This is a genomic window from Priestia sp. YIM B13551, from assembly GCF_042787905.1.
Taxonomy (GTDB): domain Bacteria; phylum Bacillota; class Bacilli; order Bacillales; family Bacillaceae_H; genus Priestia.
Genome location: NZ_JBHZOX010000005.1, coordinates 221,402 through 241,848, shown reverse-complemented (window position 1 = coordinate 241,848; position 20,447 = coordinate 221,402). Strand labels below are relative to the sequence as shown.

Below are 20,447 nucleotides of genomic sequence, written 5' to 3'. Positions count from 1 at the left end.
TTGTGTGGCATTTACCATCCTGACAGGTGAATGCCATATTTTTCTTTTATCTTGTCGAAACTATACATGATTTTTTCATTTTCGTGTACACTAGTAGGTAATAGGAAAAATAACCATTCTTTTAGGTATTCTTTGTACCAAAATTTTCCTCAATTACTAGGTGAGAAACTTTCTTTCACTAGAAGGGAGCTATAAATGGAAAAGTTAAAAATACAAGGTGGCTTTACCTTAAGTGGATCCGTCCGCGTCAGTGGTGCTAAAAATAGTGCCGTTGCGCTTATTCCAGCAACAATTTTAGCCGAGTCACCTGTTACAATTGAAGGTCTGCCCGATATTTCAGACGTGCAGTTATTAGGGGATTTAGTTGAAGAAATTGGTGGGAAAGTAACCATTGATAACGACGAATTAACAGTAGATCCATCCGGAATGGTTGCAATGCCTTTACCGAACGGGAAAGTAAAAAAATTACGCGCTTCTTATTATTTAATGGGGGCGATGTTGGGACGCTTTAAAAAAGCGGTAGTTGGGCTTCCAGGAGGCTGTTACCTTGGTCCTAGACCAATCGATCAGCACATTAAAGGCTTTGAAGCTCTTGGCGCTAAAGTAACAAATGAACAAGGAGCTATTTACATTCGAGCTGAGGAACTGATTGGTGCTCGAATTTATTTAGACGTTGTTAGCGTGGGAGCAACAATCAATATTATGCTCGCTGCTGTAAGAGCAAAAGGGCGTACCGTTATTGAGAATGCTGCCAAAGAGCCTGAAATTATTGATGTAGCTACGTTACTGACAAGTATGGGTGCCCGTATTAAAGGTGCAGGTACAGATGTTATTCGAATTGATGGAGTAGATCAATTAAAAGGATGCCGTCATTCCATCATTCCAGACCGAATTGAAGCAGGCACATATATGATCATGGGAGCGAGTATGGGAAAAGAAGTTGTTGTTGACAACGTTATCCCTCAGCATTTGGAGTCATTAACGGCTAAAATGCGTGAGATGGGTATTCATATCGAAACAAGCTCAGATCAGATTCTTGTAGCGACTCGTCAGCTATTGAAGCCCGTAGATATTAAGACGCTAGTATATCCAGGTTTTCCAACTGATTTACAGCAGCCATTTACGACGCTTCTAACAAGAGCGTCTGGTACAAGCGTTGTGACGGATACAATTTACGGTGCAAGGTTTAAGCATATTGATGAACTGAGACGAATGAATGCATCTGTTAAGGTAGAAGGACGTTCTGCTATTATTAATGGCCCCATTCACTTACAAGGTGCACGTGTGAAAGCGTCGGACTTACGAGCAGGAGCAGCTCTCGTAACCGCTGGCTTAATGGCCAAAGGGATTACAGAGGTAACGGGTTTAGAGCACATTGACCGAGGTTACAGTCATTTAGTAGACAAGCTATCGGATTTAGGGGCAATGATTTGGCGTGAAGAGATGACTCAAGAGGAAATTGAGCAATTTCAAAATTCATAGAGGCAAATCGGTGCCACAGTCATGAAAGCAAAGTTTAGAAATGAGCTTTTTAATAAGCTACACAGGCGTAGGAGCGTTCTTCTATGTCTGTGTAGCTTATATATTTATGAATAGGGTAAATAGATAAAAAGGGAAGCTAAAAGATAAATTTCACTTCTTAATTTTAACGTCCAGTTTATTTCCTTTAATGTGAAATTATGAAAAGGTTTTCCTCGCTTCTCGTAAGCTATTAAATTTCCTTTTTTTTATTCATCTTCTAAAGTAAAAAAAGATTGATTAAAAAGATAGAAAAAGGTTAGAATATAAATTGCTACGTTAAATTTATCAAGATAATATAAATGGTTTTATGTCGGAATTATTCTTCTAAAAGTGTATAGTTAATCAATTGATTCTACTTATTATACTTCAAAGGTTATATTCTCCATTTTCACAGATTTATTCCATCCATATCATCTCTCAATTTTATATTTGAATTTAATATGGGAGGAACGGTTAAAAATTATTCATTATAAAGCGTGGTGTCCTAATGAACTTAACATTATCCAGTTTAGAAAATATGAAATTAAAAGAGCTATATGAACATGCTCGTGAGTATAAAGTTTCGTACTATAGTAAATTAACGAAAAAAGAACTTGTCTTTGCTATTTTAAAGGCTCAAGCTGAACAAGATGGGCTTTTATTTATGGAAGGCGTTCTTGAAATTATTCAGTCAGAAGGATTCGGTTTCTTACGACCAATTAACTATTCACCGAGTTCAGAAGATATTTATATCTCAGCTTCACAAATTCGTCGCTTCGATCTGCGTAATGGAGACAAGGTATCGGGGAAAGTTCGTCCTCCAAAAGAAAATGAGCGCTACTACGGATTATTACATGTAGAAGCAGTAAACGGAGAAGATCCGGAAACGTCAAAAGATCGCGTGCATTTTCCAGCGCTAACGCCAATTTATCCAAATGAGCAAATGCTGCTAGAAACTCAGCCAAGAAGTTTCTCTACGCGTATTATTGACTTGATTTCACCAATTGGATTTGGGCAAAGGGGACTAATTGTCGCGCCGCCAAAAGCAGGTAAAACGATGCTGTTAAAAGAAATTGCTAATAGCATTACAACAAATCATCCTGATGCAGAATTGATTGTCCTTCTTATCGATGAGCGTCCTGAGGAAGTGACGGACATTGAGCGTTCGGTTGACGGTGATGTTGTCAGTTCTACATTTGACGAAGTGCCAGAAAACCACATTAAAGTAGCGGAACTTGTCCTTGAACGTGCGATGAGATTAGTCGAACACAAAAAAGATGTTGTCATTTTGATGGATAGCATCACAAGACTTGCTCGTGCTTATAACTTAGTTATTCCACCGAGCGGTCGTACACTATCAGGAGGTATTGACCCAGCTGCTTTTCACCGTCCAAAACGATTCTTTGGAGCTGCTCGTAACATTGAAGATGGAGGCAGCTTAACCATTCTAGCAACAGCCTTAATTGATACAGGCTCTCGTATGGATGATGTTATTTATGAAGAATTTAAAGGTACAGGTAACATGGAACTGCATCTAGATCGTTCACTAGCTGAAAAACGTATCTTCCCTGCGATTGATATTCGTCGCTCAGGCACACGTAAAGAAGAGCTGTTAATTCCAAAAGAGCATTTAGACCACTTATGGGCAATTCGTAAATCAATGGCAGATGCTCCTGATTTTGCAGAAAAATTCTTAAAACGTTTACGTCAAACAAAGACAAATGAAGAGTTCTTCTCGATGTTAACGGAAGAGAAAAAAACGCTTCTAGCAAATAAACGATAAGTTATAAAACATGTGGTTGCAAAAGCATACAACCCTTGTTATAATTTCATCATGTGTGTTGATAAAGTACACAGTGAAATAGTTATTATTTCATCACTATCTTTATCAATAAACTCTGTTTCAGAATGATTCAGGGCGGAAGGAGATGAAACGAATGAAAACAGGAATTCATCCAAACTATAAAACAGTTATGGTTAAATGTACTTGCGGAAACGAATTTGAAAGTGGTTCTGTAAAAGAAGAGATCCGCGTTGAGACTTGTTCTGAATGTCACCCATTCTACACTGGTCGTCAAAAATTCGCTGAAGCTGGTGGCCGTGTTGATCGCTTCAACAAAAAATACGGTCTTAAATAATCACATTGTCGAAACAAACAGGCAAGTAGCTTAACTTCTTGCCTGTTTTTTTGCTTATAAAAGTAGAAAAACAGTGTCTGCTTGATAAAAAAGTGGGTACTTTATCATAAGAATAAGATCTACATAGAAGACGTAGATTAAGTTAGTAGCGGTTCGCTCAGAAACGGAACGAGAAGAAGGGAGAGTCCCGCAGTGGTGTACGTAATGAAACAAAGCGGTTGGATAGAAGTAATTTGTGGCAGTATGTTTTCAGGGAAATCAGAAGAGTTGATTCGACGTGTGCGCCGTACGCAGTTTGCTAAACAAAAAGCACAAGTATTCAAGCCTGCAATTGATAATCGATATAGCGAAGAAGCTGTCGTTTCACATAATGGTACATCTGTTATGGCTTATTCAATCTCGGCATCGCGCGATATTTTAAAGCGAGTAAATGAAGAGACAGACGTAGTAGCGATAGACGAAGTACAGTTTTTTGACACAGATATTTTAGAAATTGTTCAATCTTTAGCAGATCAAGGCTTTCGTGTGATTGTAGCGGGGTTAGATCAAGACTTCAAAGGTGAACCTTTTGGACAAATGCCGCAGTTAATGGCTATTGCAGAGTCGGTAACAAAGCTACAGGCCGTGTGCGCTTCATGTGGCTCTCCTGCGAGCCGTACGCAGCGTTTGATTAACGGTGAGCCTGCTTCTTATGACGACCCTATTATTTTAGTCGGTGCGTCGGAATCGTACGAACCAAGATGTCGTCATTGCCACGTTGTGCAAAAGTCTAAAGGACAAGCTGTGTCTGTGGACTCAAGCGAAATGGTCGAAAAATAAAGCAAGAATTTTATGATGATAAAAACAGAACGCGCAGTTCTGTTTTTTTGTTCATATACGTGTATTAACAAGGTTTTGACTCTATTTTAAAGCTATACTATAATTACAATGTTATGGATAAAGAATGAGGTGAATGACGTGTTTGATCGTTTAGAAGCGGTAGAGGCGCGCTATGAGAAGTTAAACGAACTTCTGAGTGACCCTGAGATCGTAAACAACCCCTCTAAGTTGAGAGAATATTCGAAGGAACAATCAGATATACAACAAACGGTAGCCGCTTATCAGGAATACAAAGATGTAAAAGAGCAGTTATCAGAAGCGAAAACGATGCTTGAAGATAAGCTTGATGCAGATATGCGTGACATGGTAAAAGAAGAAATTGCCGAGTTAGAAACGCAGCAAGAAGAGCTAGTTGAAAAGCTACGTATTTTATTAATTCCGAAAGATCCAAACGATGATAAAAACGTAATCATGGAGGTTCGTGGAGCGGCTGGTGGAGATGAAGCAGCATTATTCGCAGCTAATTTGTACCGCATGTATTCGCGCTTTGCTGAATCACAAGGCTGGAAAACAGAAGTAATGGAAGCAACGACTACTGGAGTAGGCGGTTATAAAGAAATTATCTTTATGATTAACGGTAAAGGTGCGTACTCAAAGATGAAATTTGAAAACGGTGCACACCGTGTTCAACGAGTTCCTGAAACAGAATCAGGCGGTCGTATTCATACATCTACAGCAACGGTAGCATGTCTTCCTGAAGCGGAAGAAGTCGAAGTGGACATTCATGAAAAAGACATCCGTGTAGATACATTTGCTTCAAGTGGACCTGGTGGCCAAAGTGTTAATACGACGATGTCAGCCGTTCGTTTAACGCATTTACCAACAAATACAGTGGTATCATGTCAAGATGAAAAGTCTCAGATTAAAAATAAAGAAAAAGCAATGAAAGTATTGCGTGCTCGCGTGTACGATAAGTTCCAGCGAGAAGCACAAGCAGAGTACGATGCAACGCGCAAACAAGCAGTTGGATCAGGAGATCGCTCCGAGCGTATCCGTACGTATAACTTCCCGCAAAATCGCGTAACGGACCACCGTATTGGTCTGACGATTCAAAAGCTAGATCAAATCTTAGAAGGCAAGCTTGATGAAATTATCGATGCATTAGTCATGGAAGACCAAGCGCGCAGAATGGAAGATTCGAACTAATGAAAGTATTTGAAGCCCTTAAGTGGGCTTCTTCTTTTTTGAAAGAGGCAAAGCGAGATGAAAACGCGGGAGAACTCTTGCTTCGCCATCACTTGCAGATGACGAGAACTCATTTGCTAGGTTCTCTGCAGGAAGAACTAGAAGAAGAAATCCTAAAAAGATTTGAACAAGATGTTCATGCTCATAAAGCAGGTATGCCTGTACAATATCTAATCGGGACAGAAGAATTTTACGGGCGTTCATTTATTGTAAACGAACATGTATTAATTCCAAGACCCGAAACGGAAGAGCTGGTATACGGAATGATTTCTCGAATAAAAAAAGAATTTCAACACCAGCCTATTGAGCTTGTAGATATTGGAACGGGAAGTGGGGCAATTGCTATCACTTTAGCTTTGGAGCTTGACAGAGTGGAAGTTACAGCAACAGATATAGCTATAGAATCTTTAAGCGTAGCCAAAGAAAATGCTCAAAACTTGGACGCTGCTGTCACGTTTATACAGGGAGATCTATTACAACCATTTCTATTATCGAATCAGAAATTTGATGTAATTGTGTCTAATCCGCCTTATATTCCAGCAGATGATGAGTTGTCCACAGTGGTAAAAGATCATGAGCCAAACCGAGCTCTTTTTGGTGGAAAAGATGGCCTGGATTTTTATCGACGTTTCATGGAAGAGTTGCCATATGTGACGAAGTCAAATAGTATTATTGGATTTGAAGTTGGGGCCGGACAGACAAAAGATGTAGCTGAGATGCTGCAAAAAACGTTTCCGACAGCTTTTGTAGAATGTGTATATGATATTAATGGAAAAGATCGAATGGTTTTTGCACAACTTCGCGAGAACTAAAAAATCAGAGGGAATAATTTTCCCTTTGATTTTTGAAAATCATGCATTTTTTTACTAAATTACTAGTTTAAGATATCTTGCTTTCGGCCATACTGTTCCTATGAAAGGGCGGTGGCCGAAATGAAGAAATATGCTATCATTTATTTTATTTTATTAATTATTGGAGCAAATGCTCAACTTATATATACACATAACCAAGTGCAGGCAAATCAGCCTGCAGTCATTCCAGACGAGGCAATTCGACTGCGCATTTTAGCAAACAGCGACGGTGAAAAAGACCAGTACGTAAAACGTCTGATTCGTGACCGCGTGAACGAACAAATCACAGAATGGGTAAAAGATTTAACATCTGTAACTGTAGCTCGAAAAACAATTAAAGAAAATTTGCCGGCGCTTGAAACAATTGCGAAAGAAGTGCTAAAAGAAGAGGGCGTAAATGAATCTGTTCATGTTAAATTCGGAAAAGTAGAGTTTCCTACTAAGTTGTACGGTCAGTTTTTATATCCAGCAGGTGAGTATGAAGCCGTGCTTATTACTCTTGGCAAAGGAGAGGGAGCAAACTGGTGGTGTGTACTATTTCCTCCTTTATGCTTCTTAGATTTCTCAAACGGTGAAGCGGTAAAAGCGCCGGAGCCATCTGAAGAAGAGCCAAAGGAAGAAAAAGAGAAACCAGCAGCTTCTGAATCAAAATCTGCAGACAAAACAGATGACAAATCGGCTGAAAGTAAAGAGCCTGCAGTGAAAACAGAAATTCAATCTGCAACTATTACATCGGATTCTATTGAGCAGAAAGCTGAGGAATCTTCTCAACCAACAGTATCTTCTAAAGAAGCAATTGCAAAAGATACAAGTACAGTAAAGGAAGACACAAGTGCTAAGGCTGAAAAAAAGGAAAGTAAAGAAGCTGAAAAGTCTGTTTCATCTAAGAAAAAAGCTGATTCTAAATCAAAAGAAGATTCTGTAGAAGTTAAGTTTTTTGTAGTGGAATGGGTATCGTCAGTATTTAATTAATAGAATCATTAAAAATAAAATTCAGTTCTACTTTTTTTAATCATCTCATAGATTTGTTACTAGAAAACAAGTTGAGGTGATTAAAATGAGAGAACAATTAAAAATTGCCAGTGAAAATGATTATATTCGAATTCAGCAGTTTTTACAAAAAGCGGGCATCAGCACAGCAGGTGTGGAAGAGCATATTCATCAATTTGTCATAATGGAAAATGAAGAAGGCGAGCTGCTAGCAACAGTTGGGTTTGAAAAAGAAGGTGTGGATGGAATTCTCCGCTCCCTTGTGGTGTCTCCTTCTTTAATGCAATCTGATATTCTGCTGCTATTTAAAAGCATCGTCCAGCTGGCTCAAAAGCATGGCGTGAAGCAACTATATTTACTAACAAATAAGGCATCTTCTCTACATTTTTTTCAAATGATGAATTTTCAGCAAACATCTTACAGTGCACTTCCTGAGTTGTTAAAAGAACATTCTTATTTAAAAAAGTTACCAAACCCTCAGGATGTCTATGTGATGTTTTATGCAGCTAGTTAAAAGAAAATGTGGATAAATCATTTTAATAGGGTATCCACAATGTTATTCACAAAAACATAAGCTTTATCCACATTTTGTGGATAAAGCTTGTTTGTTGATATAATGAATGCATGTATTTTACTATCTTTGATACATATTGTACTTTTAAAGTAAAAAAAACCTAGATATAGAAAGAAAAAGGAGTTGAAGAAGATGGAAACTAAGTTATGGGTTGTGGATAATTTTACGAACGAAAAAGATATTTATCCACAGATAGAAGAAGCAGCAGATTTGCTGCGCAATCACGAAGTGGTTGCTTTTCCTACAGAGACGGTGTATGGATTAGGAGGAGACGCAACATCGGATAAAGCTGTGGATAAAATTTTTGCAGCGAAAGGACGTCCTAGTGATAACCCTCTTATTGTTCATATTGGAGATAAAGAGCAGCTTCATACATTTGTAGAGTCGATTCCTTCAAAAGCAGAGAAAGTGATCGATGCTTTTTGGCCGGGTCCTCTTACAGTAATATTACCCAAAAAAGATCGAGTTTCAGATAAGGTTACGGCTGGTTTAAACAGCATCGCAGTGAGAATGCCCTCACATCCAGTAGCCCTCGCATTATTAAAAAAAGTGGCTTTGCCTATCGCAGCTCCTAGTGCAAACCTTTCCGGCAAGCCAAGTCCCACTCTAGCTCATCATGTGATGAATGATTTAGAAGGGCGTATTAGCGGAGTTGTAGATGGAGGAGCAACAGGGGTAGGAGTAGAGTCAACTGTCCTTGATTGTACAGAAGAGATTCCTATCATTTTACGGCCGGGCGGTATTACTCAGAAAGAGTTGGAAAATGTCATTGGTCCCGTAAAAGTAGATCGAGCGTTACTAAGTGATAAAGAAGCGCCAAAATCTCCAGGTATGAAATACACGCATTACGCACCTGATGCACCGCTTGTCATCGTTGACGGCAGTTCAGATTTTTTCCAGTCTATTATTGATGGCTATAAAGATCAGGGTAAGCGAGTGGGGGTATTAACGACATCTGAACATGAAGATGCGTATAAAGCGGATGCGGTTATCACATGTGGATCTCGTTCAAATTTAGAGACGGTTGCTAGCCATTTATACGAGTCGCTTCGTTCATTTAATGAGTGTGACGTAGATATTATCGTTAGTGAAAGTTTTTCTGAAGAAGGAGTCGGTCATGCCGTTATGAACCGATTAATGAAAGCTGCAGGACATCACGTGATTAAGCAATAAAATTCATCTTCTAAACCTTTTCGAATGTGCATATTTTGAAATAGGAGCACGTCCGAGGAGGGTAAAGATGAATGTATCTCAGTTAATTAGTGAAATGATCACGTTAGTCATTATGGCGTTTGCCTTAGGAATGGATGCTTTCTCAGTTGGTTTGGGAATGGGATTAATTCGTTTACGCTTTCGCCAAATTTTCTACATTGGTGTTGTTATCGGTGTATTTCATATTTGGATGCCGCTGTTAGGCATGTTTATTGGACGACTTTTGTCTGATAAACTTGGAATGTTTGCTACCTATGGCGGTGGAATTTTATTGCTGATTCTTGGGGCGCAGATGATTTATTCCTCCTTTAAGCATGACGATACGCCGTTTATCAAACCAGTTGGCTTTGGACTGTTATTTTTTGCGCTCAGCGTGAGTCTCGATAGTTTTTCTGTTGGACTTAGCTTAGGTATTTTTGGAGCAAGAACGTTTTTGACCATTATTGTTTTTGGCGTAGTGAGTATGCTATTAACTTGGTTAGGACTGCTGCTAGGCAGAAGAGTGCAAGGCTGGCTTGGTTCATATAGTGAGGCACTGGGCGGAAGCATTTTATTAGCTTTTGGAATCAAATTGTTACTACCTTTTTAACTATATAAATAGGTAAAGGATCATGACCATTCAGGTTATGGTCTTTTTTTGCTTCTTTTGGATTGCAGCGATAAAAGAAGGAAAGCGAAGTCGTTTTTTCGAGATGGATGAAGCGGTAATGAATAAAAAATACCCGGAAAAGCTAACTGGATTTATGCAAGCAATAGAGATACAATAGGGTGGAATATCAACATAGTCGAACATAGTGAAAGCAAGGGAGGATGTATCTTGAAAAACATCTTATTTGTATGTACAGGAAACACGTGCCGCAGCCCTATGGCAGAAGCGTTGCTCAAAGCTAAAGAGATAGATGGAATAAACGTGAAGTCTGCAGGTGTATTCGCTTCAAATGGAAGTGAAGCTTCTGTTCATGCACAAGTTGCCCTTCACCAGAAAGGCATAGCTTGTTCTCATGCTTCGGCAGCATTAACGGAAGAACAATTGATGTGGGCTACTTATATTTTTACGATGACGGATCAGCATAAAATGCTGATTTTGAACCAAGCTCCATACGTAAGTGATAAATTATTTACGCTAAAAGAATTTGCCGACGAGCAAGGTGAAGTATCTGATCCGTTTGGCGGATCATTACAGACGTACGAACAGACTTTAGAAGAGTTAGAGCGTATGATTAACAAAATAGTCGACAAATTATAAAAGGTTCCATAAATTTTTGCTGACTTAAAATGAACAGAAATTTAATATAAGACGAAGGTATATATGAGGAGGAAACAAAGATGAAAGTAGCTATTGCATCTGACCACGGAGGTATAAATTTGCGACAGGAAATTATCTCTTTAATGGAAGAATTAAATATTGAATATGTGGATTTAGGGTGTGAATGCACAGCGTCTGTCGACTATCCGGATTATGCACTTCCCGTTGCTCAAAAAGTGGCGAGCCAAGAAGTAAGTCGAGGCATTCTTATTTGTGGAACAGGCATCGGTATGAGTATAGCAGCTAATAAAGTAAAAGGAATTCGCTGCGCTCTAGTGCATGATACGTTCAGTGCAAAAGCAACAAGAGAACATAATGACAGCAACATTTTGGCAATGGGTGAACGTGTCATTGGGCCGGGACTTGCACGTGAAATTGCGAAAATTTGGTTAATGACAGAATTTGAAGGCGGCCGACATGAAAATCGCGTGAATAAAATTAAACAGTATGAGCACCAAAGCGATGCAACAGTAACTGTATAATGTGAACGTATTCAATGAAAGAAAGGAAGAAAAACGTGTCTGAACTTACGAAATGGAAAGAGCAGTTGGAAACAGTTTTATCTGATTTTTTAGCACAAGTGCAGTTGTCTTCAGAACATACACTTGTCATTGGATGCAGTACAAGCGAGGTAATTGGTGAAAAAATAGGAACCGCAGGCGCAATGGAAGTCGCAGAAATGATTTTTGATACACTAGCAGATTTTCGGAAAAAAACGGGTGTCCACTTAGCATTTCAATGCTGTGAACATCTCAATCGAGCACTGGTAGTAGAAAGAGAATTAGCTCGCAAAGAGCGTTTAGAAATCGTTAGTGTTGTTCCTATCCATAAAGCAGGCGGAGCGATGGCTACACAGGCCTATGGCCAGCTTAAAGATCCTGTTTTGGTAGAGTTTATTAAAGCTGATGCCGGTATTGATATTGGAGATACATTCATTGGTATGCATTTAAAGCATGTCGCAGTACCCGTTCGTTGTACGTTAAACGCAGTTGGACACGCTCATGTTACTGTAGCAAAGACGCGTCCAAAACTAATTGGTGGAATGAGAGCGTTTTACGAACTTTCGTAATTAAATATATTAAAATAATACACATTTTTTCTTTTTTATTCTAAATAAATCATGTTACAATGTAGTTGAATCAACAAATAACGAACATTGCGAATACGAAATGAGGAGAGGATTTTGATGGAGAAACAACTAATGCAACAAGATCCAGCAGTTTATAATGCGATCAAGGATGAATTACAAAGACAACGTACTAAGATTGAGCTAATTGCTTCAGAAAACTTTGTAACAACAGCGGTAATGGAAGCACAAGGTTCAGTTTTAACAAATAAATATGCTGAAGGCTATCCAGCTAAACGTTACTACGGCGGTTGTGAACACGTAGACGTAGTAGAAGACTTAGCTCGTGATCGTGCAAAAGAAATTTTCGGAGCAGAGCACGTGAATGTTCAACCTCACTCAGGTGCACAAGCAAACATGGCTGTATACTTCACTGTTTTAGAGGCTGGAGACACAGTACTGGGTATGAATTTATCGCACGGCGGTCACTTAACGCACGGAAGTCCTGTTAACTTTAGTGGTGTTCAGTACAATTTCATCGAATATGGCGTAGATCGTGAAACACATCGTATTAACTACGATGATGTATTAGAAAAAGCTCGTACACATAAGCCAAAATTAATTGTGGCTGGTGCAAGCGCATATCCACGCGCAATCGACTTCAAGCGTTTCCGTGAAATCGCTGATGAAGTAGGCGCTTATTTAATGGTAGACATGGCTCATATTGCTGGTCTAGTAGCTGCAGGACTTCATCAAAATCCTGTGCCACATGCTCATTTCGTTACAACTACAACACATAAAACACTACGCGGACCACGCGGCGGTATGATTTTATGTAAAGAAGAATTTGCGAAAAAGATTGATAAGTCAATCTTCCCTGGTATTCAAGGTGGTCCATTGATGCACGTTATCGCTGCAAAAGCAGTAGCATTTGGTGAAGCATTACAAGATGAATTTAAGCACTATGCTCAAAATATCATCGACAATGCTAATCGTTTAGCAGAAGGATTAAAGAAAGAAGGATTTGCTCTTGTATCTGAAGGAACAGACAATCACCTTGTGTTAATCGACGTAAGTTCAATGAATTTGACAGGTAAAGTAGCTGAAAAAGCACTTGATGATGTAGGTATTACAACAAACAAAAATACAATTCCTTACGATGAGCAAAGCCCATTTGTAACAAGCGGTATCCGTATTGGTACAGCTGCGGTTACAACTCGCGGATTTGGCTTAGAAGAGATGGATGAAATTGCTTCTATCATCGGATTAACGCTTAAAAATATTGAAGATGAAGAAAAGCTAGCTGAAGCTAAAACACGCGTTGAAGCTTTAACAAGCAAGTTTGAAATGTATAAATCACTTTAAGAGAGACAGGCCTTTGTGCCTGTTTTTTTATGGAGAAAGTGGTAGCAATTCAATCATTTTTTGAATAATGCTTGAACTCAAAAACTTTTTTCTGTAAAATGAATGCAATGTATAAATTTAATTAGCAAGAGATATGTTTTTACTAGTACGTACCATTCAATTCGTTGAATGGTATTTTAATGTGTACATCTTTATATATAAGGAGAGATATCAATGGGCAAAGTATACGTATTTGATCACCCGCTTATTCAACACAAATTAACTTACATACGCGATGTAAAAACGGGAACGAAAGAGTTTCGTGAATTAGTTGATGAAGTGGCAAGCTTAATGGCTTTTGAAGCGACACGTGATTTACCGCTAGAAGACGTTGAAATTGAAACACCGGTTTGCAAAACAAAGTCAAAAGTTATTGCAGGGAAAAAGCTTGGTATCGTTCCAATTCTTCGTGCTGGTATCGGCATGGTAGATGGATTTTTAAAACTAATGCCAGCTGCTAAAGTTGGACACGTTGGCTTATATCGTGATCCAGAAACATTACAGCCTGTTGAATATTATGTAAAGCTGCCTAATGATGTAGAAGAGCGTGACTTTATTGTAGTAGATCCTATGCTTGCAACAGGAGGGTCAGCTGTAGAAGCAATCAACTCTCTTAAAAAAAGAGGCGCCAAAAACATTAAATTTATGTGTTTAATTGCTGCTCCTGAAGGTGTGGAAATCGTAAAAGAAGCACACCCTGACGTAGATATTTACATTGCAGCATTAGATGAAAAGTTAAATGACCATGGATATATTGTTCCAGGTTTAGGTGATGCAGGGGATCGTTTATTCGGTACAAAATAATTTGTAGATTCGGGTGATGAACATGAAGCAGCCAATTAAAGTAATGACGATATTCGGGACAAGACCAGAAGCAATTAAAATGGCCCCTCTAGTGCTAGAGCTTAAAAAGCGGCCGGAGGAGTTCGAAGCGATTGTTACAGTAACGGCTCAGCACCGTGAAATGTTAGACCAAGTATTGAGCATTTTTGACATTCAGCCTGACTATGACCTTAACATTATGAAAGATCGCCAAACTCTTATGGACGTAACGACCAGAGGATTAGAAGGTTTGGACGACGTAATGAAAAAAGTAAAGCCGGACATCGTACTTGTACACGGCGATACAACTACGACGTTTATTGCCGGACTAGCAGCTTTTTATAATCAAATTCAGGTGGGACATGTTGAAGCAGGTTTGCGCACATGGAATAAATATTCTCCATATCCGGAAGAAATGAACCGTCAGCTTACAGGCGTTCTCGCTGATTTACACTTTGCTCCGACAGATAAGTCTGCAGCTAATTTGCAAGCAGAGAATAAAAAAGAAGAGCGAATCTTTGTGACTGGAAACACAGCTATCGATGCGTTAAAAACGACAGTAAAAGAGACATATGAGCATGAAGTGTTAACGAAATTGGGAGATGATCGTCTTATTTTATTAACGGCGCATCGCCGCGAAAATTTAGGCGAACCAATGAAAAACATGTTCCGTGCTGTTAAACGTATTGTGGATGAACATGAAGATGTGCAAGTTGTGTATCCTGTTCATTTGAATCCGGTAGTTAGAGAAACAGCAAACGATATCTTAGGAAATGACCCACGCATTCACTTAATTGAACCGTTAGATGTAATTGACTTCCATAACTTCGCTGAGCGCGCTCATATTATTTTGACAGATTCGGGCGGTGTTCAAGAAGAAGCTCCTTCATTAGGCGTACCTGTATTGGTACTTCGTGATACAACAGAGCGACCGGAAGGAATTGAAGCAGGAACGCTCAAACTAGCAGGAACGGAAGAAGAAACGATTTATGCGCTAGCAAAAGAGCTGTTAATAGATGAAGACGTATATAAGCAAATGTCACAAGCATCGAATCCTTACGGAGACGGCTTAGCTTCTAAACGCATTTGTGATGCTATTAGCTACTATTTCAACCGTCGTGAAAACAGACCGGAAGCTTTTAATCCGCTTTCGTAAGATTTCTAAACACCTTTCACATGAAAAGTGTCTCTTTGAGACACGATAGTGTGAGAGGTGTTTTTTTTATGTGGATTAAATGGTTAATGATTAGCTTTATATTGGGAAGCGGGGGAGGGCAAATGTCGCTCAATCCCACATTTCCTTCTATAAAACAAGAAATGCATCATCAAGAAAAATCAATAATTGTCATGATTAAAAAAGAAAAATTCGCCAAATTTAAAAGTCAGCTACAAAAAAATTATCCTAATATAAAGATTAAGAGCGAATTTCATACGGTGTTTACAGGACTTTCGTTAAACGGCTCCATCTCGGATTTGGAAAACCTATCTCATAATCCTTCTATTATTAGTTCACATTCTATTAAAAACTACCAGGTTGCAGAAGAAAATAGCGTAACCTTCATTGGCTCAGAACAGGTAAGAGGCTTATTTGATACTTATAATCAGCGCTTAACAGGAAAAGGGATCAAAGTAGGCGTCATCGATACGGGTGTTGATTATTCTCATCCCGATTTAAAACAAACCTACAGAGGAGGGTATGATGTAATAGATAAAGATTATGAGCCGATGGAAACCACTCGGGAGCAAGGAGAGCCTACTCTGCATGGCACTCATGTAGCTGGTATTATTGCAGCAAATGGAAATATTAAAGGTGTAGCACCTGAAGCAGAGATCTACGCATACCGGGCTCTTGGACCTGGAGGAGCTGGAACGTCTGAAAGTGTTATTCTAGCTATCGAAAAAGCAATTCAAGATGATGTAGATATTATTAATTTATCATTGGGAAATGATGTGAATGGTCCTGATTTACCAACAAGCTTAGCATTAGATCGGGCTGTTGAAAAAGGAATTGTAACGGTCACATCTAGCGGCAATTCAGGTCCAGGTTTATGGACCGTGGGCTCTCCAGGTACAGCGGGAAAAGCTATTTCCGTTGGCGCTTCTGTTTCCCCGACAACAGTTCAATTTCTAACAATTGGATTTAACAAAGAAAAAATTATGATGGCGCCAGTAGAAGGGTCTCGTCCATGGACGTTTAATCAAACGCTGCGTGTAATAAATGAAGAATATTCCAAAGAGCAAAAGCATGCGTTGGGTAACGTCATTTTGCTAAAAGCAGAAGGAAATGCGGTTGAAAAAAAGATTAAACAAGCTGAACAGGCTGGAGCAAAAGCGGTTCTTTTATATAGCCCGACTGAAAAAAGCATAATCGGTAAACTACAAGAGTCAGTAAATATTCCAGTGATATGGGTAAGTAAAAAAAGCGGTGATACCATTAATCAACACATTCAGTCTCAACAGCCATACTTACGCACTGGCAAGCAAGTGGTGCAAGACTTGCTCACATCTTTCAGTTCAAGAGGACCTGTAACGACTACTTGGGGAATCAAGCCGGACGTCGTCGCACCTGGTTACTTCATTAATAGTACAGTTCCTGGGGGATATGAACGCATGCATGGAACAAGTATGGCTGCGCCCCATGTAGCTGGAGCGTGCGCTCTTATTTTACAAGCTCACCCGAACTGGTCTCCTGAACAAGTCAAAGCTTCATTGATGAACACAAGTAAAGTAATGCAGCAGCTAAATGGCCAAACGTATCGCGTATATGAACAAGGAGCCGGGAGAATTCAAATAGCAAAAGCTGTCACAGCAGACTCTTTATTTTATCCATCTTCTTTATCTTTCGGTATTTTTACGCGCCCATCAAAGAAAGTCTTATCATTTAAAATTGATAACCAGTCTGATAAAGCAAAAACGTATCGCTTAAACGTTCCAAAAAGGGATGAAGGAGTGAACTGGGATGTTCCATTACCCGTCACGGTGCAGCCCCATCAGACAAAAGAAATAGCTGTCACTTTATCGGTGCAGCCCCGTTTTAAAAATAAAGGTATATATGACGGATATTTGGAAATAAATGATTCACGTGAAACATTTTTGCTTCCTTATATGTACATGGTTAGCATTCCAGATTATCCTCGTGTCATGGGATTGCAAGTAGCAGCGGAAAAAGAGAAAAATACGTATAGCTATGAACTGTTTTTGCCTGAAGGAGCAGATCAGTTAGGCGTGGCTCTTTTTGATAAGCAGTCTTTACAGTTTGTATCGTATTTAGATGTTGACGTTGATGTAGAAAGAGGCATGAGAAAACGAAAAATAACGATTGATGAATCGCTTGTACCGGGGTCGTACCAAATATTTGCATTTGTGAAAAAGCATAGACAAGAGCAGGTTGTACAAAGTACAATAACGATTGAATGAACCTCTTTAAATGTTTTCATTTGAAGAGGTTTTATGTGTGGCAGAAATGTGAACAATAAGAAGAGATTGTGAAGTTTTTAGCTTAAACACATTGACATTAAATATACGCTATTGTATGCTTACAGGGAATATAAATGATAAGGTTTTCAACCTGTGAAAACCGTTAATATTTCTGCGTATTTTATTAGCTGTTTTTACCTTTTTTAGCAATTTTTTTTGCCTTTCTATCATATATTGAGCTATAAAAACGATAGAGAATTCGGAAAAAAGAAAATTTTGCAAAAGGGGTATGAGCTTATGAAAGATCGCAACCGTCATCCTTTGCAAGCGATGGCATTAGTGTCAATCATTCTATCACAGTTAGCAGGTTCAGTCTTAATTGGCTTATTCTCTGGAAGATGGGCTGATCAATGGCTTGACACCGAACCACTATTTTTGATTTTAGGCCTTCTTTTAGGGCTAGCAGCAGGTGTTTTTATGATGCTGCGGACAGTCCACCATTTTTTTTCAGGAGATTAATAATTCATGCAGGATTTGCAGCACGTTTTTCCAAGACTTCGTTCATACATATTGTATTTGTTAGCATTATACGTTCTCGGCTGGGGATTTACAAGTTATAAGGCTGTTTTTGCAGGTTTAATTTTAGGAACCGCCCTGAGTTTGTATAATTTGTGGAACTTAGTAAGAAAGTTTGAGCAGTTTGGACAGGCGTTGGATGAGGGGAAAAAGCCCCGTTCAATTGGGACTGTTGTAAGATTTGCAACAGCTGCTCTCGCAGTTGTGATTACCATCTCTTATCCAAAAACCTTTCATATTATTAGTGTAGTTGTGGGATTAATGACGTATTACGTTGTCATTATCATAGATTTAGTTGTTCAAAATATGCGTAGAAGATAGAAAGAGAGGTGAACACAGTTGGGTCATGAATCACCAACTATAGAGTTTCTAGGCCTTACTTTTAGTCAAAGTAACTTGCTTATGGTTACCGTAGCTTCTGTTATTGTATTCTTAATTGCCGTTTTATGTACTCGTACTCTTGCTATGAAGCCAAGCGGTGCACAAAACTTTATTGAATGGGTCTTAGATTTTGTTAAAGGACTCGTTAATAGCAATATGGATTGGAAAACAGGTGGCCGCTTTTTGACGCTAGGTGTAACTTTACTTATGTACATTTTTGTGTCAAATATGTTGGGTCTTCCATTTGCCATCGTGATTGACCATAACTTATGGTGGAAATCGCCAACCGCTGATCCAGCAATTACGCTGACGTTAGCCGTTATGGTAGTTGTACTATCACATTATTATGGTATTAAAATGCGAGGTTTCTCTGCATACACGAAAGATTACTTCAAGCCAATGGCATTTTTATTCCCGCTTAAGATTATCGAGGAGTTTGCCAATACGTTAACGCTTGGCCTTCGTCTTTACGGTAATATTTATGCTGGGGAAATTTTGTTAAGCTTGCTAGCTGGTTTAGCAACAACAGGCTTCTTAGGTACAATTGGAGCTGCTATTCCAATGCTTTTATGGCAAGGATTCAGTATTTTTGTAGGCGCAATTCAGGCCTTCATTTTCACAATGTTAACGATGGTTTATTTATCTCACAAAGTGAGTAGCGACCATTAATTTATAAAGCTTTGTTCAAGTAATACCCAATTTGGACAAAACAAAACTTAGTTAAACAAAATCATATATATTAAGGGAGGACTTTATAAAATGGGTTTAATAGCATCTGCAATTGCGATTGGTTTAGCGGCACTAGGTGCTGGTATTGGTAACGGTCTTATCGTTTCTAAGACGATTGAAGGCACAGCTCGCCAACCAGAAGCACGTGGTACATTAACTTCAATGATGTTCGTTGGGGTTGCCTTAGTTGAGGCGCTTCCAATTATCGCCGTAGTTATTGCATTCATGGTACAAGGTAAATAATAATGTGTTACATGTGGCGAAGATCATTCAAAAGAACCTTCGCCATTACTTTATGTCTTTAATAAGTAAATTATATATGTGGAGTCTCTGAAGGGAGTGAACATGGCCGTGTCGAACATGTTTGTGTTAGGAGCAGCAGGCATTAATGGTGGAGATATTCTTTTCCAATTAGTGATGTTCCTTATCCTACTTGCTTTACTTCAAAAATTCGCGTTTGGTCCTGTAATGGGAATCATGAAAAAACGTGAAGAGCATATTGCCGGTGAGATTGATGAAGCAGAAAAGCAAAATGAGGAAGCGAAGAAGCTTGTTGAAGAGCAGCGTGAAATCTTAAAGCAATCTCGTCAAGAAGTGCAAGTAATGATGGAAAACGCTAGAAAGTCTGCAGAAGATAAAAAAGAAGAAATCATTGCGGCAGCACGCGAAGAGTCTGAGCGTCTAAAAGCTGCAGCAAAACAAGAAATCGAACAGCAAAAAGATCAAGCAGTTGCTGCGTTACGTGAGCAAGTTGCTTCATTATCTGTTTTAATTGCGTCGAAAGTTATTGAAAAAGAACTTTCTGAACAAGATCAAGAGAAGTTAATTCATGAATATATCCAAGAAGTAGGGGATGTACGATGAGTCAACCAGCTGTAGCCAAACGCTATGCACTAGCTCTTTTTCAATTAGCAACAGAAAAACAGATGATCGATGAAATGCAAGACCAGCTACAAATCGTTGAAGAGGTGTTTGCTAAAACACCTGAATTAATGGATGTATTAACTCATCCAAAAATTACAATTGAGCGAAAAAAACAGTTTGTAAGTGAGGCATTTGCTGAACTTTCACCAACTGTTCAACATACGGTTCTTCTATTATTAGAGCGTCACCGCATTCAAATTGTTAGCGAAATGGTAAAAGAGTATCGTTTCCTAGCGAACGAAGTACGTGGCGTGGCAGATGCAACTGTTTATTCTGTCAAACCTTTAAGTGCAGATGAGAAAAGAGCAATCTCGCAATCATTTGCTTCTAAAGTTGGAAAACATACGTTAAATATTTCAAATATAGTAGATAAAAGCCTAATCGGCGGCGTGAAGCTTCGCATTGGTAATCGTATCTATGATGGCAGCATTAGCAGCAAATTAGAAACGATCCACCGAGGACTTCTTGCACACAGATCGTAGATAGGGGTGAA

24 protein-coding genes are annotated in these 20,447 nt (G+C 39.0%); all 24 read left to right on the top strand.

Features of this window, described 5'->3' with window-relative positions; translation table 11 throughout:
• The first annotated feature begins 195 nt into the window (after positions 1–195).
• Positions 196–1,482 carry a UDP-N-acetylglucosamine 1-carboxyvinyltransferase gene (locus ACFX4N_RS22920; protein WP_013059824.1) on the top strand — a complete coding sequence of 429 codons (1,287 nt, stop codon included), beginning with the start codon at positions 196–198 and terminating at the stop codon, positions 1,480–1,482.
• 526 nt (positions 1,483–2,008) lie between these two features.
• Positions 2,009–3,283, top strand: a complete 1,275-nt coding sequence (gene rho, locus ACFX4N_RS22915) for a transcription termination factor Rho (protein ID WP_013059823.1) — start codon at positions 2,009–2,011, stop codon at positions 3,281–3,283.
• Positions 3,284–3,437: 154 nt separating this feature from the next.
• Entirely contained in the window at positions 3,438–3,638 is a 201-nt protein-coding gene (rpmE, locus tag ACFX4N_RS22910) for a 50S ribosomal protein L31 (RefSeq protein WP_013085477.1), read from the top strand.
• Between the two features lie 204 nt (positions 3,639–3,842).
• Positions 3,843–4,457, top strand: a complete 615-nt coding sequence (locus ACFX4N_RS22905; RefSeq protein WP_153252841.1) for a thymidine kinase — start codon at positions 3,843–3,845, stop codon at positions 4,455–4,457.
• Between the two features lie 138 nt (positions 4,458–4,595).
• The gene (prfA, locus tag ACFX4N_RS22900; RefSeq protein ID WP_013059820.1) at positions 4,596–5,663 is read left to right on the top strand and encodes a peptide chain release factor 1; all 1,068 of its coding nucleotides are present in this window, start codon (positions 4,596–4,598) and stop codon (positions 5,661–5,663) included.
• Positions 5,663–6,514, top strand: coding sequence for a peptide chain release factor N(5)-glutamine methyltransferase (gene prmC, locus ACFX4N_RS22895; RefSeq protein WP_013059819.1), 852 nt, complete (start codon positions 5,663–5,665; stop codon positions 6,512–6,514). Before prfA ends, prmC begins: the two co-directional genes overlap by 1 nt.
• Positions 6,515–6,634: 120 nt before the next feature.
• A complete protein-coding gene (gene spoIIR / locus ACFX4N_RS22890) occupies positions 6,635–7,525 on the top strand; it encodes a stage II sporulation protein R (RefSeq protein WP_274588756.1) in 891 nt (296 codons plus the stop codon).
• Positions 7,526–7,610: 85 nt separating this feature from the next.
• The gene (locus ACFX4N_RS22885; protein WP_013059817.1) at positions 7,611–8,057 is read left to right on the top strand and encodes a GNAT family N-acetyltransferase; all 447 of its coding nucleotides are present in this window, start codon (positions 7,611–7,613) and stop codon (positions 8,055–8,057) included.
• Positions 8,058–8,249: 192 nt separating this feature from the next.
• On the top strand, positions 8,250–9,290 hold the full coding sequence (locus ACFX4N_RS22880; RefSeq protein WP_013059816.1) for an L-threonylcarbamoyladenylate synthase: 1,041 nt from the start codon (positions 8,250–8,252) through the stop codon (positions 9,288–9,290).
• A gap of 67 nt (positions 9,291–9,357) precedes the next feature.
• Positions 9,358–9,918 carry a manganese efflux pump MntP gene (locus tag ACFX4N_RS22875; protein ID WP_013059815.1) on the top strand — a complete coding sequence of 187 codons (561 nt, stop codon included), beginning with the start codon at positions 9,358–9,360 and terminating at the stop codon, positions 9,916–9,918.
• Between the two features lie 22 nt (positions 9,919–9,940).
• On the top strand, positions 9,941–10,096 hold the full coding sequence (locus ACFX4N_RS22870; protein WP_328143026.1) for a hypothetical protein: 156 nt from the start codon (positions 9,941–9,943) through the stop codon (positions 10,094–10,096).
• A 50-nt stretch (positions 10,097–10,146) separates the two neighbouring features.
• Positions 10,147–10,575, top strand: a complete 429-nt coding sequence (locus ACFX4N_RS22865) for a low molecular weight protein arginine phosphatase (RefSeq protein WP_013059814.1) — start codon at positions 10,147–10,149, stop codon at positions 10,573–10,575.
• Between the two features lie 80 nt (positions 10,576–10,655).
• The gene (gene rpiB, locus ACFX4N_RS22860) at positions 10,656–11,117 is read left to right on the top strand and encodes a ribose 5-phosphate isomerase B (protein WP_013059813.1); all 462 of its coding nucleotides are present in this window, start codon (positions 10,656–10,658) and stop codon (positions 11,115–11,117) included.
• Positions 11,118–11,152: 35 nt separating this feature from the next.
• Positions 11,153–11,704: a TIGR01440 family protein gene (locus ACFX4N_RS22855; protein WP_029319400.1), complete on the top strand. Its 552-nt coding sequence runs from the start codon at positions 11,153–11,155 to the stop codon at positions 11,702–11,704.
• 117 nt (positions 11,705–11,821) lie between these two features.
• Positions 11,822–13,066, top strand: a complete 1,245-nt coding sequence (locus tag ACFX4N_RS22850; RefSeq protein WP_013059811.1) for a serine hydroxymethyltransferase — start codon at positions 11,822–11,824, stop codon at positions 13,064–13,066.
• Positions 13,067–13,279: 213 nt separating this feature from the next.
• The gene (upp, locus tag ACFX4N_RS22845) at positions 13,280–13,909 is read left to right on the top strand and encodes a uracil phosphoribosyltransferase (protein WP_013059810.1); all 630 of its coding nucleotides are present in this window, start codon (positions 13,280–13,282) and stop codon (positions 13,907–13,909) included.
• A gap of 22 nt (positions 13,910–13,931) precedes the next feature.
• On the top strand, positions 13,932–15,083 hold the full coding sequence (gene wecB, locus ACFX4N_RS22840; protein WP_025601419.1) for a non-hydrolyzing UDP-N-acetylglucosamine 2-epimerase: 1,152 nt from the start codon (positions 13,932–13,934) through the stop codon (positions 15,081–15,083).
• Between the two features lie 68 nt (positions 15,084–15,151).
• On the top strand, positions 15,152–17,344 hold the full coding sequence (locus ACFX4N_RS22835) for a S8 family serine peptidase (protein WP_057275282.1): 2,193 nt from the start codon (positions 15,152–15,154) through the stop codon (positions 17,342–17,344).
• Positions 17,345–17,641: 297 nt separating this feature from the next.
• Complete coding sequence (locus tag ACFX4N_RS22830) at positions 17,642–17,863, top strand: AtpZ/AtpI family protein (protein WP_013059807.1); 222 nt, start codon at positions 17,642–17,644, stop codon at positions 17,861–17,863.
• Between the two features lie 6 nt (positions 17,864–17,869).
• A complete protein-coding gene (locus ACFX4N_RS22825) occupies positions 17,870–18,241 on the top strand; it encodes an ATP synthase subunit I (protein WP_013059806.1) in 372 nt (123 codons plus the stop codon).
• A gap of 18 nt (positions 18,242–18,259) precedes the next feature.
• Complete coding sequence (atpB, locus tag ACFX4N_RS22820) at positions 18,260–18,970, top strand: F0F1 ATP synthase subunit A (RefSeq protein WP_013059805.1); 711 nt, start codon at positions 18,260–18,262, stop codon at positions 18,968–18,970.
• A gap of 90 nt (positions 18,971–19,060) precedes the next feature.
• Positions 19,061–19,273, top strand: coding sequence for a F0F1 ATP synthase subunit C (atpE, locus tag ACFX4N_RS22815; RefSeq protein ID WP_013059804.1), 213 nt, complete (start codon positions 19,061–19,063; stop codon positions 19,271–19,273).
• Between the two features lie 102 nt (positions 19,274–19,375).
• Positions 19,376–19,894 carry a F0F1 ATP synthase subunit B gene (locus tag ACFX4N_RS22810; RefSeq protein ID WP_013085463.1) on the top strand — a complete coding sequence of 173 codons (519 nt, stop codon included), beginning with the start codon at positions 19,376–19,378 and terminating at the stop codon, positions 19,892–19,894.
• Entirely contained in the window at positions 19,891–20,436 is a 546-nt protein-coding gene (locus ACFX4N_RS22805; RefSeq protein ID WP_013059802.1) for a F0F1 ATP synthase subunit delta, read from the top strand. Before ACFX4N_RS22810 ends, ACFX4N_RS22805 begins: the two co-directional genes overlap by 4 nt.
• The last annotated feature ends 11 nt before the right edge of the window (positions 20,437–20,447 follow it).

Coding starts and splice junctions, on each gene's coding strand:
- ACFX4N_RS22920 (WP_013059824.1), top strand. CDS start 196: ATGGAAAAGTTAAAAATACAAGGTGGCTTTACCTTAAGTGGATCCGTC.
- rho (WP_013059823.1), top strand. CDS start 2,009: ATGAACTTAACATTATCCAGTTTAGAAAATATGAAATTAAAAGAGCTA.
- rpmE (WP_013085477.1), top strand. CDS start 3,438: ATGAAAACAGGAATTCATCCAAACTATAAAACAGTTATGGTTAAATGT.
- ACFX4N_RS22905 (WP_153252841.1), top strand. CDS start 3,843: ATGAAACAAAGCGGTTGGATAGAAGTAATTTGTGGCAGTATGTTTTCA.
- prmC (WP_013059819.1), top strand. CDS start 5,663: ATGAAAGTATTTGAAGCCCTTAAGTGGGCTTCTTCTTTTTTGAAAGAG.
- spoIIR (WP_274588756.1), top strand. CDS start 6,635: ATGAAGAAATATGCTATCATTTATTTTATTTTATTAATTATTGGAGCA.
- ACFX4N_RS22885 (WP_013059817.1), top strand. CDS start 7,611: ATGAGAGAACAATTAAAAATTGCCAGTGAAAATGATTATATTCGAATT.
- ACFX4N_RS22880 (WP_013059816.1), top strand. CDS start 8,250: ATGGAAACTAAGTTATGGGTTGTGGATAATTTTACGAACGAAAAAGAT.
- ACFX4N_RS22875 (WP_013059815.1), top strand. CDS start 9,358: ATGAATGTATCTCAGTTAATTAGTGAAATGATCACGTTAGTCATTATG.
- ACFX4N_RS22870 (WP_328143026.1), top strand. CDS start 9,941: ATGACCATTCAGGTTATGGTCTTTTTTTGCTTCTTTTGGATTGCAGCG.
- rpiB (WP_013059813.1), top strand. CDS start 10,656: ATGAAAGTAGCTATTGCATCTGACCACGGAGGTATAAATTTGCGACAG.
- ACFX4N_RS22850 (WP_013059811.1), top strand. CDS start 11,822: ATGGAGAAACAACTAATGCAACAAGATCCAGCAGTTTATAATGCGATC.
- upp (WP_013059810.1), top strand. CDS start 13,280: ATGGGCAAAGTATACGTATTTGATCACCCGCTTATTCAACACAAATTA.
- wecB (WP_025601419.1), top strand. CDS start 13,932: ATGAAGCAGCCAATTAAAGTAATGACGATATTCGGGACAAGACCAGAA.
- ACFX4N_RS22835 (WP_057275282.1), top strand. CDS start 15,152: ATGTGGATTAAATGGTTAATGATTAGCTTTATATTGGGAAGCGGGGGA.
- ACFX4N_RS22830 (WP_013059807.1), top strand. CDS start 17,642: ATGAAAGATCGCAACCGTCATCCTTTGCAAGCGATGGCATTAGTGTCA.
- ACFX4N_RS22825 (WP_013059806.1), top strand. CDS start 17,870: ATGCAGGATTTGCAGCACGTTTTTCCAAGACTTCGTTCATACATATTG.
- atpE (WP_013059804.1), top strand. CDS start 19,061: ATGGGTTTAATAGCATCTGCAATTGCGATTGGTTTAGCGGCACTAGGT.
- ACFX4N_RS22810 (WP_013085463.1), top strand. CDS start 19,376: ATGGCCGTGTCGAACATGTTTGTGTTAGGAGCAGCAGGCATTAATGGT.
- ACFX4N_RS22805 (WP_013059802.1), top strand. CDS start 19,891: ATGAGTCAACCAGCTGTAGCCAAACGCTATGCACTAGCTCTTTTTCAA.